The 11,885-nt window shown below is 72.4% G+C and carries 10 protein-coding genes and 1 tRNA gene; 7 read left to right on the top strand and 4 right to left on the bottom strand.

The features are described 5' to 3' along the window. Positions 1 to 197: 197 nt before the first annotated feature. Both ACI379_RS08030 and ACI379_RS08025 read right to left on the bottom strand, forming a co-directional pair. Positions 198 to 270, bottom strand: a tRNA-Gly gene (locus ACI379_RS08030). Positions 271 to 349: 79 nt separating this feature from the next. Continuing rightward, a complete protein-coding gene (locus ACI379_RS08025) occupies positions 350 to 1,117 on the bottom strand; it encodes an SGNH/GDSL hydrolase family protein (RefSeq protein WP_439791561.1) in 768 nt (255 codons plus the stop codon). A gap of 60 nt (positions 1,118 to 1,177) precedes the next feature. Here ACI379_RS08025 and dcd point away from each other — a divergent pair, with 60 nt between their 5' ends. From dcd to ACI379_RS07995, 6 genes are all read left to right on the top strand, one after another. Beyond that, positions 1,178 to 1,756: a dCTP deaminase gene (gene dcd, locus ACI379_RS08020; protein ID WP_439791560.1), complete on the top strand. Its 579-nt coding sequence runs from the start codon at positions 1,178 to 1,180 to the stop codon at positions 1,754 to 1,756. A gap of 133 nt (positions 1,757 to 1,889) precedes the next feature. Beyond that, positions 1,890 to 2,915: an iron-siderophore ABC transporter substrate-binding protein gene (locus ACI379_RS08015; protein WP_439791559.1), complete on the top strand. Its 1,026-nt coding sequence runs from the start codon at positions 1,890 to 1,892 to the stop codon at positions 2,913 to 2,915. Between the two features lie 113 nt (positions 2,916 to 3,028). Next, the gene (locus ACI379_RS08010) at positions 3,029 to 3,973 is read left to right on the top strand and encodes a FecCD family ABC transporter permease (protein ID WP_439791558.1); all 945 of its coding nucleotides are present in this window, start codon (positions 3,029 to 3,031) and stop codon (positions 3,971 to 3,973) included. Then, positions 3,970 to 5,040: a FecCD family ABC transporter permease gene (locus ACI379_RS08005; protein WP_439791557.1), complete on the top strand. Its 1,071-nt coding sequence runs from the start codon at positions 3,970 to 3,972 to the stop codon at positions 5,038 to 5,040. The genes ACI379_RS08010 and ACI379_RS08005 overlap by 4 nt, the downstream gene beginning before the upstream one ends. Then, positions 5,037 to 5,864, top strand: a complete 828-nt coding sequence (locus ACI379_RS08000; protein WP_439791556.1) for an ABC transporter ATP-binding protein — start codon at positions 5,037 to 5,039, stop codon at positions 5,862 to 5,864. Before ACI379_RS08005 ends, ACI379_RS08000 begins: the two co-directional genes overlap by 4 nt. Beyond that, positions 5,861 to 6,808, top strand: coding sequence for a siderophore-interacting protein (locus ACI379_RS07995; protein ID WP_439791555.1), 948 nt, complete (start codon positions 5,861 to 5,863; stop codon positions 6,806 to 6,808). Before ACI379_RS08000 ends, ACI379_RS07995 begins: the two co-directional genes overlap by 4 nt. A gap of 78 nt (positions 6,809 to 6,886) precedes the next feature. On the opposite strand, the gene ACI379_RS07990 is transcribed toward ACI379_RS07995, so the two are convergent. Beyond that, positions 6,887 to 8,359 carry an MFS transporter gene (locus ACI379_RS07990; protein ID WP_439791554.1) on the bottom strand — a complete coding sequence of 491 codons (1,473 nt, stop codon included), beginning with the start codon at positions 8,357 to 8,359 and terminating at the stop codon, positions 6,887 to 6,889. 92 nt (positions 8,360 to 8,451) lie between these two features. On the opposite strand from ACI379_RS07990, the gene ACI379_RS07985 reads away from it, so the two are divergent. Then, positions 8,452 to 8,934 carry a MarR family winged helix-turn-helix transcriptional regulator gene (locus ACI379_RS07985; RefSeq protein WP_439791553.1) on the top strand — a complete coding sequence of 161 codons (483 nt, stop codon included), beginning with the start codon at positions 8,452 to 8,454 and terminating at the stop codon, positions 8,932 to 8,934. Between the two features lie 257 nt (positions 8,935 to 9,191). Here ACI379_RS07985 and ACI379_RS07980 read toward each other — a convergent pair. Next, the coding region (locus tag ACI379_RS07980; RefSeq protein ID WP_439791552.1) for a (Fe-S)-binding protein at positions 9,192 to 11,885 on the bottom strand (2,694 nt) is incomplete at its 5' end.

Here is an 11,885-nt window from a genome sequence, read left to right as displayed (position 1 = left end):
GAAGGCGGGGTGGAACGATCAGCGGTTCTGTGGAGTGAAGGGCTCGCGCCTGAAGTGGCGGTTCCACGCCGCAGGTGACCAGACGACGCGCGCTTCCTCGTCGAGGGTGTTCCGCATCGTCCGACGCTGATAAGGCCGAGCGTCCGAGAAAGCCCTGAAATGCTCGAGGGCCCCGGTCTCCCGGGGCCCTCGATCGGAGCGGACGACGAGACTCGAACTCGCGACATCGACCTTGGGAAGGTCGCGCTCTACCAACTGAGCTACGTCCGCAGCACTGCCGCGGTGGCGGTCAGCGATCCGAACTGTACCCGACGCTCCCAGCCCCGGTGGAGACCGGTGGACAGGTGGCTCAGGACAGCTCGACGGGGGCCAGGGCCGGACGCTTGGGCGTCACGCTGTCGCCGGACGAGCGGCCGGTGAGCCGGCGGTGGATCCACGGGCCCAGGAACTCCTTGGCCCACCGGGCGTTCTCGGCGCGCTGCTCCTTCTTGGTCAGCACCGGAAGGGCGACGTCCAGGTCGGGCGTGATGCCGTGCTCGATGCCCAGCGCGTCCAGCACGCGGCCGGCCATCATCGTGTGGCCGAGCGAGTTCATGTGCATGCGGTCGGAGTCCATGACGACGGCGAGGTCCACGTGGCGCATCCGCCACATGTCGACCAGCGTCACGTCGCGGGCCTCGGCGATCTCGCGGACCCACTCGTTGAACAGCGCCATCCGGCCGCGCACCGCGGCGTAGATCCCGGTGCTGCCCGGGTCGAAGATCGTGAACATGACGACCTTCGCGCCGGTGTCGACCAGCCGAGCGATCGCCGCGTCGTACTGCCGGGCCAGGTCGTCGATGTCGACCTTGGGCCGCAGGACGTCGTTGCCGCCGGCGTGGATCGTGATCAGGTCGGGCTGCAGTGCGATCGCGGGCTCGAGCTGCTCGGCGATGATCGGGCCCAGCTTGCGGCCGCGGATCGCCAGGTTGGCGTACGTGAAGTCGGGGTCCTTGGTCGCCAGCACCTCGGCGAAGCGGTCGGCCCAGCCGCGCAGGCCGTTGGGGCGGGTCGGGTCGTTGTCTCCCACGCCCTCGGTGAAGGAGTCTCCGAGGGCCACGTAACGCGAGTAGTTCACCCGTTCATTGTCCACGCGGGGCCAACGCCGCCGACGCCGCGGTTGCCCTAGGTTGGACCCGTGCTGCTCTCCGACCGTGACATCGTCGCCAGCCTCGAGGCGGGCGACATCGTGCTGGACCCGTGGGACGAGGCGATGCTGCAGCCCTCCAGCGTGGACATCCGCCTTGACCGCTTCTTCCGGGTCTTCGAGAACCACCGCTACCCGCACATCGACCCCGCCGTCGACCAGTCGGACCTGACCCGCGAGGTCACCACCGACGGCGAGGAGCCGTTCATCCTGCATCCCGGCGAGTTCGTGCTCGGGTCGACGTACGAGGTGGTCGGGCTCGGCGACAGCCTCGCCGCCCGCGTCGAGGGGAAGTCCTCGCTGGGGCGTCTCGGCCTGCTGACCCACGCCACCGCCGGGTTCGTCGACCCCGGCTTCTCCGGCCACGTCACCCTCGAGCTGGCCAACGTGGCGACGCTCCCGATCAAGCTGTACCCCGGCATGAAGATCGGCCAGCTCTGCTTCTTCCGGCTCACCTCGCCGGCCGCCCACCCGTACGGCTCGGACAAGTACGGCTCGCGCTACCAGGGCCAGCGTGGGCCGACGCCGTCCCGGTCGTACGCGAACTTCCACCGCACCCGCATCGAGTAGGCGCGCGGCCGGCGGTCGGTCCCGACAGGCGCGACCGACGAGACGGCAATTACGCCACGTGCGGCTTGCGTTAATCAGCGCCACTGAGGTTAGGCTTGCCTTATCTGACCTCGGATGAAAGTGGCCCCCTGCCATGAAGCGCACGATCGGCGCGGCCTGCGTGAGCGTCCTGCTCGCCCTGACCGCCTGCAGCACCGGCTCCACCTCCAACGACGCCCAGAAGGACGCCGAGCCCACGACCGCGGTCGACGCCGACGCGTTCCCCGTCACCATCGAGCACGCCTTCGGTGAGACCACCATCGAGGCCGAGCCGACCCGCGTGGCCACCGTCGGCTGGACCGACCAGGACCACGCGCTCGCCCTGGGCGTCGTGCCCGTCGGCGCCACCAAGCTCACCTGGGGCGGCAACGACGCCGGCTCCTCGGACTGGTTCGACGCCGCCCTGGAGGAGGCGGGTGCCGAGGCACCCGTCCGCTACGACGACACCGACGGCACGCCGGTCGCCGAGATCGCCGAGCTCGCCCCCGACCTGATCCTGGCCACCAATTCGGGCATCACGGAGAAGGACTACAAGAAGCTCAGCGAGATCGCCCCCGTCGTCGCGTACCCCGACGCGCCGTGGGTCACGCCGTGGCGCACCTCGTTCGAGACCGTCGCCAAGGCGCTCGGCCGCAGCTCGCTGGGCGAGGAGATCCTGGCCGACACCGAGCAGGCGATCGCCGACGCCGGTGAGGCCAACCCCGAGCTCGCCGACACCTCGTTCCTCTTCACCTACCTGACGACCGCCGACCTCTCGACCGTCGGCGTGTACGCCGAGCAGGACCCGCGCGTGGAGATCATGTCCGACTTCGGCCTGGTGCCCGCCCCGGTCGTCTCCGAGGTCGTCGAGGACGGCCAGTTCTACGGCAGCGTCTCGGCGGAGAAGGCGGCCACGCTGGAGGCAGACGTCCTGCTGACGTACGCCGAGACCGACCAGGACCTGGCGACGTACACCAAGGACCGCCTGCTCGGCCGGATCCCCGCCCTCGCGCGCGGGGCCGCGTACGCCGAGGTCGACAAGGAGCTCGGCCTGGCCGTCACCAACCCGACGCCGCTGTCGATCCCGGTCATCGTGGAGAGCTTCCTGCCCCACGTCGTCGAGGCTGCCGGCAACAAGTGACCCACGTCGTGACCAGACCTCCCACCCGGGTCGGTGACCCGGGGGCTGGTACGCCACCGACCGGCCGGTTCGCCACAACCGGCCGGTCGCGGTGGGCACTGGTCACCGTGGGCATGGTCGTCGCGCTCCTGGTGGCGGCGCTGCTGTCCGCCTCGCTGGGCGCCGAGCCGGTACCCCTGAGCGCCCTGTGGGACGCCAGCGACCCCGAGCACGGTGTGGCGGCCGCTCGTACGGACCGCACGCTGCTCGCGGCCGCCGTCGGTGCGGCGCTCGGTATGGCAGGCGCGCTGCTGCAGGGGCTGACCCGCAACCCGATCGCCGACCCCGGCCTGCTCGGCATCAACGCCGGCGCGTCGCTGGCGATGGTGCTCGGCATCTCCGTGCTGGGGGTGAGCGGGCTGCAGTCGTACGTCTGGTTCGCGTTCGCGGGGGCCGGTGTCGCCGCGCTGCTGGTGCACGGCATCGCCTCGATGGGTCCGGGCGGCGCCACCCCGGTCAAGATCGCGGTGGCGGGTGCGGCCCTGACCGCCGCGGCGACGAGCCTCAGCAGCGGTGTGCTCCTGCTCGACCGCGCCACGATGGTCTCGTACCGCTACTGGAGCGTGGGCACCGTCGGGGGGCGCGGCCTGGAGGTGCTGCTCACCGGCCTGCCGTTCCTGGCTGTCGGTGCGCTGCTGGCGCTGAACGGTTCGCGGCTGCTCGACGCGCTCGCCCTCGGCGACGACGTGGCGCGCGGGCTCGGGCGTCGTACGGCCGTGGACCGGGTGGTGGTCTGGGCGGGCGTCATCCTGCTCGCCGGAACGGCCACCGCGCTGGCCGGTCCGATCGGCTTCGTCGGCCTGCTGGTGCCGCACACGGTGCGGGCGCTGGTCGGGCCCGTGCACGCGCGCCTGATCCCCGCCTGCGCGCTGGTGGGCGCCACCCTGGTGCTGCTCGCCGACACCGCGGGTCGGCTCGTCCTGCCGCCCTCGGAGGTGCAGGTCGGCATCATGACCGCCGCGGTCGGCGTCCCGTTCTTCCTGCTGCTCGTACGCCGCTCCCGCGGAGGTGCGCTGTGAACGGACCGACCCTCGTCACCGGACCGGTCGTCCCGGCCGTGCCGTCAGCCGCCACCGTCGACGCGCTCCGCGCGGCCCGTCGCGCCCCGGTGCGTCGTCGCCGCCGGGTCGTGGGCGCGCTGGCGGCCGTCGCGGTGGGCCTCTTCGTCGCCCGGGTCCTGCTGGGCGACTACACGATCACGGTCCCCGACTTCTTCCGCATCCTGCTCGGCGAGCAGATCCCCGGCGCCTCCTTCATCCTGATGGAGGTCAAGCTGCCCCGGGCCGTGCTCGCCGTGCTGGTCGGCTTCGCCTTCGGCGTCGCCGGGGCCGTCTTCCAGTCCACGCTGCACAACCCGCTGGCCAGCCCGGACGTGATCGGGGTGTCGGTGGGGGCCAGCGCGAGCGCCGTGGCCGCGGTCGTCGGGTTCGGCCTCGAGGGGCCGTGGGTCTCGGTCGCGGCGGTGCTCGGCGCCGTCGCGACAGCCCTGGTCGTACGCCTGGTCGCCGGCCCCGGAGGCACGCACCGCCTCGTGCTGGCCGGGATCGGCATGGCCGCCGCACTCAGCTCGGTGATCCACTTCTTCTTCGTCCGCGCCGACGAGTGGGACGCCCAGGTGGTCCTGCGCTGGCTCACCGGCAGCGTCAGCCAGGCCGACTGGCCCACGATCGCGGTCCTCGTCCTGGTCCTCGCGGTCCTGCTGCCGCTCGTGGGGTGGCTGGCCCGCAGCGTACGGGCCGTCGAGCTCGGCGAGGACGTCGCCACCGGGCTCGGTGAGAGCCCGTCGCGGCGCAACCTGCTGCTGGTCGTCGCCACCGTCCTCGCGGCGGTCGGGGTCGCCGCGGCCGGCCCGGTCGCCTCCGTGGCGTTCCTTTCCGGTCCCGTGGCCCGCTTCCTCAACGCCGGCCGTACGACCCTGCTCGGCGCGGGCTTCGTGGGCGCGGCGCTCGTGGTCGGCGCCGACTACGTGGGCGACTACGCCTTCACCGACATCAACTTCCCCGTGGGCGTCGTGACCGGCGCCGTCGGGGCGCCGTTCCTGCTGTGGCTGCTGGCCACCGGGCGCGCCGGAAGGAGAACGACATGAGCACCACCGCCACGCGGCTGCGGGCCGAGGGCCTCGACCTCGGGTACGCCCAGCGCCGTATCGTCACCGACCTCGACCTCGCCGTCCCCGACGGCAAGGTGAGCGTCGTCGTGGGCGCCAACGCCTGCGGCAAGTCGACGCTGCTGCGCGGGCTGGCCCGGCTGCTCCGTCCCACCGCCGGCCACGTGCTCCTCGACGGCCAGGCGATCCACACCCTGCCCACCAAGCAGGTCGCCCGTACCCTCGGGCTCCTCCCGCAGAGTGCGCTGGCGCCGGAGGGGATCACGGTCGCCGACCTGGTGGGGCGGGGCCGGCACCCGCACGCGGGGCTGCTGCGCCGGTGGGGCGCGGCGGACGAGGCCGCGGTCGCGTCGGCGCTGGAGATGACCGGCACCGTCGACCTGGCCGAGCGGACCGTCGACGAGCTGTCCGGCGGTCAGCGGCAGCGGGTCTGGGTCGCGATGGCGCTGGCCCAGCAGACGGACCTGCTGCTCCTCGACGAGCCCACGACGTTCCTCGACCTCGCCCACCAGGTCGAGCTGCTCGACGTCCTCGCCGACCTCAACGCCGCCCGCGGGACCACGATCGTCATGGTGCTGCACGAGCTCAACCTCGCTGCCCGGTACGCCGACCACCTGGTCGCGATGAAGGACGGACGGCTGGTGGCCCAGGGCCCGCCGACCGAGGTGGTCACCGCCGAGCTCGTCCACGAGGTCTTCGGCCTCGAGTGCCGCGTCGTCCCCGACCCCGTCTCGCACACGCCTCTGGTGGTCCCGATCGGCCGTCGCGGCCGCGCCACCGTCACCGTCCAGGAGGACTCATGACCAGCACGCAGGCCCCCACGCTCCCGTTCGTCCTCGCCGAGGTGACGGTGGCGTCCGTGGAGCGCCTCAGCCCCAGCTTCGTACGGCTCGAGCTGGCCGGTGAGGGCCTCGCCGACGTCGGTCTCGACGAGGCGGGGGAGCGCGGCTGGTGGGACCAGCGGTTCAAACTGGTCGTCCCCGACCCCTCCGGCGGCCTCACTTCGGTCGAGGGCGCCGACGAGTCCTGGCTGGGCACGTGGCTGGAGCGCCCGGTCGAGGAGCGCGGCCACATGCGCACGTACACGCTGCGGGAGCTGCGCGGCACCGGCCCCGACACCCGCGTCGTGCTCGACGTGGTGCTGCACCCCGGCGCCAGTGGTCCGGGCGCGGACTGGGCCGCGGCGGCGGCGCCCGGCTCCCGGGCGGTGGTGCTGATGCCGCGCCGCGGCAGCGAGTTCGGCGGGATCGAGTTCCTGCCGCCCAGCGGCGCCCGGCTCCTGCTGGTCGGCGACGAGACGGCCGTTCCCGCGATCTGCGCGATCCTCGAGCAGCTGCCGCTGGACGCGACCGGGGCGGCATTCATGGAGGTCCCCGTCGACGGTGACGTGCTCGACGTACGCGCCCCCGTCGGTGTGGACGTGACCTGGCTGGTACGTGGTGGACGCGAGCACGGGACCGCCCTGACCGACGCCGTGCTGGCGCACCTGGGTGCCCGGGGCGAGGTGGACGCGCAGCCCGAGGTCGCCGACGCCGACCCGGAGCCGTGGGAGACGCCGACGTACTCCTCCTCGGGTGAGGAGATCGAGCAGACGGCGGGCCCGGTCCCGGGCGACTACGCGTGGATCGCGGGCGAGTCGTCCACCGTCACCGGCCTGCGCCGCCACCTGGTCAAGGGGCTGGGGATGGACCGACGCCAGGTCGCCTTCATGGGTTACTGGCGCCGGGGCGTGTCGATGAGGTCCTGAGCGTCGTACGGACAGGGCCCGCGCACCGTCACGGTGCGCGGGCCCTGTCGTGTGCTGACCCCGGAAGGGGGGGTGGGGTCAGTGGGCGGGCGCGGCCTGCAGGCCGGCGTCCTCGACGGCCGGGGCCGTCGCGTCCTTGCGCTGGCGCGGGACGAGGAGCGCGACCAGCGCGCCCGCGAACGCGGCGCCGGCGCCGATGATGAAGCACGCGTGGAAGGCGGCCTCGCTGGGGATCGAGATGCCGGGGGCCAGCTCGACGGTCTTGCTGGTCAGCACGGCGGCCATCACGGCGCCCGCGACGGTCGTGCCGACCGAGCGCATGAGCGCGTTGACGCCGACGCTGGAGCCGGACTCGTGCTCCGGGACGTTGTCCAGGATCAGGGTCGGCATCGCGGCGTACCCGATGCCGACGCCCGCCGAGACGATCATCGAGGCGACCATCAGCTGCCACGGGGCGCTGGTGAGGAAGTTGGCGACCAGGTAGCCGCAGCCGATGACCACGGCGCCGATCGAGAGCGTGATCCGCGCGCCGATCGTGTTGATCAGCCGGCTCGACACGGGCGCGAAGGCCATCATCATCAGGCCGCCCGGCGCCATCCAGAGGCCCGCGTGCAGGATCGACTGGCCCAGGCCGTACCCGGTGGCCTCCGACATCTCCAGCAGCTGGGGAACGACGATGGTCTGCGCCATCATGCCGAAGCCGATCAGCATGGCGGCGAGGTTGGTGAACAGCACCGGCCGCTTGGCCGTCGTACGCAGGTCGACCAGCGGGTCGTGGTGCTTGAGCTGGTACGCGCCCCAGGCGAGCAGGACGAGGAGCCCGCCGATGATGGCGCCGAGCGTCCGGCCGTCGGCCCACCCCCAGCCGGAGCCCTTGCTGATGCCGATGAGGAACGACGAGAGGCCGACGGCCAGCCCGAGGACGCCGACGAGGTCGAGGTGGGCGGGGTGCTCGTCGTGGATGTGCGGGATGACGACGAGGGTCAGCGTGAGGATCAGCAGGGCGAGGCCGGTGGAGACCCAGAAGAGGGTGTGCCAGGTGTAGTTCTCCGCGATCCAGGCCGAGAGCGGCATGCCGAGCGCGCCGCCGACGCCCATGGTGGCGCTGACCGCCGCGACCGCGCCGGCCTGCTTCTCCCGGGGTGCGATCTCGCGGACCATGCTGATGGCGACCGGGATGTAGCCCATCGCCACGCCCTGCAGTGCGCGGCCGACCAGGAACGGGGCGAGGGTGCTGGACAGGGCGGCGATCAGCGAGCCGACGGCGAGGATGCCGGCCGAGACGGCCATGACCTTCTTCTTGCCGTACATGTCGGCGAGGCGGCCGGTGACGGGCATGGTGACGCCGGCCGCGAGCAGGGTCGCGGTGATGGCCCAGGAGGCGTTGGCGGCGCTGGTGTTGAGCAGCTCCGGCATCTCGGCCTGGATGGGGATGACCAGCGACTGCATGAGGGCGCCGCAGAAGCTGCCCAGTGCGAGGACGAAGGTGATCAGGCCCGGCGAGAAGCGGGTGGTGACGGGCTCGGTGGCCCCTGAGGTCGGTGCGTGCACGGTTCTCCCGGTGAACAGAGGATGTGTAACCTACATATCAATAGGATGTGTACGCTACACATGAATCCCGTCCGTGCACAGGGGAGGTCGTTGTGGAACAGGTCACAGCCCGCATCCGGGCGTCCAGGGCGTGGGGTGTCGCCGTCGCGACCGCCCGCCTCGAACGGGCCTCGAGGATCGTGGAGTCACGGCTCAACCTCGGTACGGCCGACATGCGCCTGCTGTGGCTGCTCGCCGACGGCGACTCCCGCACCATGAAGGAGATCTCGCACGAGCTGCGCCTCGAGGCGTCGACCGTCAACCGCCAGGTCAACGCGGCGCTCAAGGCTGGCCTCGTCGAACGCTGCGACCGCGAGGGTGCCGCCCGCCCCGTCCGCGCTACCGAGAAGGGCCTGGCCTACTTCACCTCCGACGTCGGCCGTGCCATGCGCCTCATGAACGCCGGGCTGGACGCGATCCCCGAGGACCAGGTGGCCGGCTTCCTCGACAACCTGCGCACGTACGCCGACGCGTACCGGGAGGCTGCCGAGGGGATGCTGGAGGTCGAGGCGTCCGTGGGGGGTACCCGGGGCTGAGGCTGCTGTTCGCTCTGGCCACTCTGGTCCCACGCGGCTCAGGTGTCGCAGGAGTCCCCGCCTAGGCGGGGACTTCGTCACGTTGTGGCCGTTGCAACCCCCACAACAGGTCAAAGTTCCCCACATCGTTGTGGGCAGGGCCCTGCCTGACGATTCAGATAGGGCCTGGCCGTACGGCGCTGGCGTGGGTGCCGGGCGCGTGAGAAATGGCGGAAGGCCCCGCACCGTGTGGTGCGAGGCCCTCCGTCAGTTGACTGTCACAGGTCGAACAACGACTCCGCGGCGTTGATGTCCACGTCCGTACGGGGCGTGTGCGTCGCCCCGCTCGAGACGACCGGCGTGGCGGGTGCGGCCGGCGCGGCGGGAGCCGCGGGGGCCTCCGCCGGTGCCTCGGCCGCCGGTGCCTCGACGACCGGCTCCACCGGAGCAGCTGCCTCGGCGGCCGGAGGCTCGACCGGCGTCGCGACGGGTGCCTCAGCAACCGGGGTCTCGGCAGGCGCCGGCTCGGCCACCGGAGCAGCCGGAGCCGCCGGGGCGACGGTGCCGGGGGCGACCTGGACGGAGCCCTGGGGGGCCTCGATGTCGAACAGCGAGCCGGCGGCGGTGATGTCGACGTCGGTACGCGGGGTGCTGGCCGTACCGCTCGACGCCGCCGGCGCCACCGGGGCTGCGGGCGCGGCCGGGGTGGTCTCGACAGGCTCGACCGGAGCAGCCGCCTCGGCCGGGGTCTCGACCGGTGCAGGTGCCGCGGGGGTCTCGACCGGCTCGACCGGCGTCGCGACGGGTGCCTCAGCAACCGGGGCGGGAGCCGCACCGGCCACCGGAGCCGCCGGGGCGACGGTGCCGGGGGCGACCTGGACGGAGCCCTGCGGGGCCTCGATGTCGAACAGCGAGCCGGCGGCGCTGATGTCGACGTCGGTACGCGGGGTGCTGGCCGTACCGCTCGACGCCGCCGGCGCCACCGGGGCCGCGGGCGCGGCCGGGGTGGCCTCGACAGGCTCGACCGCCGGGGTGGCCTCGGCCGCGGGGGTCTCGACCGGCTCGACCGGCGTGGTCGCCGGAGCGGCCAGGTCGAACAGTGAGCCGCCGGCATTCAGGTCGACGGCAGGGGCCGGTGCCGCGGGCTTGCTCTCGGCCGGAGCGGCCGGTGCAGCCGGAGCAGCAGGCTCGGTGGGAGCCACGTCGAAGAGCGAGCCTCCGGCGTTGAGGTCCTGGGCGGGCGCGGTCGAGGCCGGCTCGACGGGCGCAGCAGCGGGCTCGGTGGGAGCCACGTCGAACAGCGAGCCACCGGAACCCAGGTCCGCAGCGGGCTTGGTCTCGACAGGCTCGACCGGCGGGGTGGGCTCGGCCGGAGCCGTCGGAGCGGGGGTGTCGAACAGCGACCCGCCCTCGTCGAACAGGGAGCCGCCGCTCTTCGCCTCGGGGGCCGCCGGGGCAGCCGGTGCCGGAGTGTCGAAGAGCGACCCACCGGCCGGAGCCGCCGGGGCGGCAGGTGCCGGGGTGTCGAACAGCGACCCGCCAGCCGGGGCGTCGTCGAACAGCGACCCACCCGCCGGCTTGGTCTCAGCCGGTGCGGCCGGGGCGGCCTCCACCGGGGCGGCCTCGGCCGGAGCGGCGGGGGCGGCCTTGGCAGCCGGAGCCTTGGCCGGGGCGGCGCCCTCGGACGTCTCGCCGGGAGCCAGCTTGGTGGCCTGCTCGCCCTTGACCGACGCCAGCAGCATCTGGGCCACGTCGAGGACCTCGACGGCCTCGGCGGCACGGCCCTCGGCCTGCTCGGCGGTCAGGCCGTCGGCCAGCATCACGCGGCAGAACGGGCAACCGACGGCGATCTGGTCGGCCCCGGTGGCGACGGCTTCCTGCGTACGGTTGACGTTGATGCGGGACCCGAGGGTCTCCTCCATCCACATGCGGGCGCCACCGGCACCACAGCAGAACGAGCGCTCCTGGCTGCGCTCCATCTCGACGTACTCGGCGCCGGGCAGGATCTGCAGCAGGTCGCGCGGCGGGGTGTACACCTCGTTGTGGCGGCCCAGGTAGCACGGGTCGTGGTAGGTGATCGAGCGCTTCGCCGCGCCCGCGCCTTCCTTGACCGGGGTCAGCTTGCCCTCGCGCACGAGGCGGTTGAGCAGCTGGGTGTGGTGGATGACCTCGAGCTCGATGCCGAAGTCCTTGTACTCGTTCTTGAGCGTGTTGAAGCAGTGGGCACAGGTCGAGACGACCTTCTTGACCTTGAACTCCTTGAACGTCTCGACGTTCTGCGCGGCCAGGCCCTGGAAGACGAACTCGTTGCCGGCGCGGCGGGCCGGGTCACCGGTGCAGGTCTCGCCGTTGCCGAGGACGCCGAAGCTGACGCCGGCGATGTTGAGCAGCTCGGCGACCGCACGCGTCGTCTTCTTGGCGCGGTCCTCGTACGCACCGGCGCAGCCGACCCAGAACAGCCAGTCGACGGTGTCGAGCGACTCGATGTCCTCGCCGACGACCGGCACGTCGAACTCGAGGCCCTGCGCCCACTCCATGCGGGCGTTGGGCGACATGTTCCACGGGTTGCCCTTGTTCTCCAGGCCCTTGAAGAGCTGGTTGAGCTCGGCCGGGAAGTTGGACTCCACGAGCAGCTGGTAGCGGCGCATGTCCATGATGTGGTCGACGTGCTCGATGTCGACCGGGCACTGCTGGACGCAGGCGCCGCACGAGGTGCAGGACCACAGGACGTCCTCGTCGATGACGAAGTCGCCGCCCTCGGGGTTGTAGAACCAGTCGGTGACCTCGGCGGTCGCGCCCTGCGCGGCGTCGACGTCGGTCTTGCCGATCAGGGTGCGCTCACCGGCGGTGCCGGCGGCGGTGGCGTACGCGTGCTCGCGCAGGCCCATCATGAGCAGCTTGGGCGAGAGCGGCTTCTCGGTGTTCCAGGCGGGGCACTGCGACTGGCAGCGGCCACACTCGGTGCAGGTGGT

The organism is Nocardioides sp. (assembly GCF_051876515.1).
GTDB lineage: Bacteria > Actinomycetota > Actinomycetes > Propionibacteriales > Nocardioidaceae > Nocardioides.
The sequence above is the reverse complement of the archived record's forward strand: the minus strand, read 5'-3'. Positions and strand labels throughout refer to the sequence as shown.

What these genes read in the sequence shown, in the direction of transcription:
- ACI379_RS08000 (WP_439791556.1), top strand. Translation starts at nt 5,037, where the DNA reads ATGAGCACCACCGCCACGCGGCTGCGGGCCGAGGGCCTCGACCTCGGG.
- ACI379_RS08015 (WP_439791559.1), top strand. Translation starts at nt 1,890, where the DNA reads ATGAAGCGCACGATCGGCGCGGCCTGCGTGAGCGTCCTGCTCGCCCTG.
- ACI379_RS08010 (WP_439791558.1), top strand. Translation starts at nt 3,029, where the DNA reads ATGGTCGTCGCGCTCCTGGTGGCGGCGCTGCTGTCCGCCTCGCTGGGC.
- ACI379_RS07995 (WP_439791555.1), top strand. Translation starts at nt 5,861, where the DNA reads ATGACCAGCACGCAGGCCCCCACGCTCCCGTTCGTCCTCGCCGAGGTG.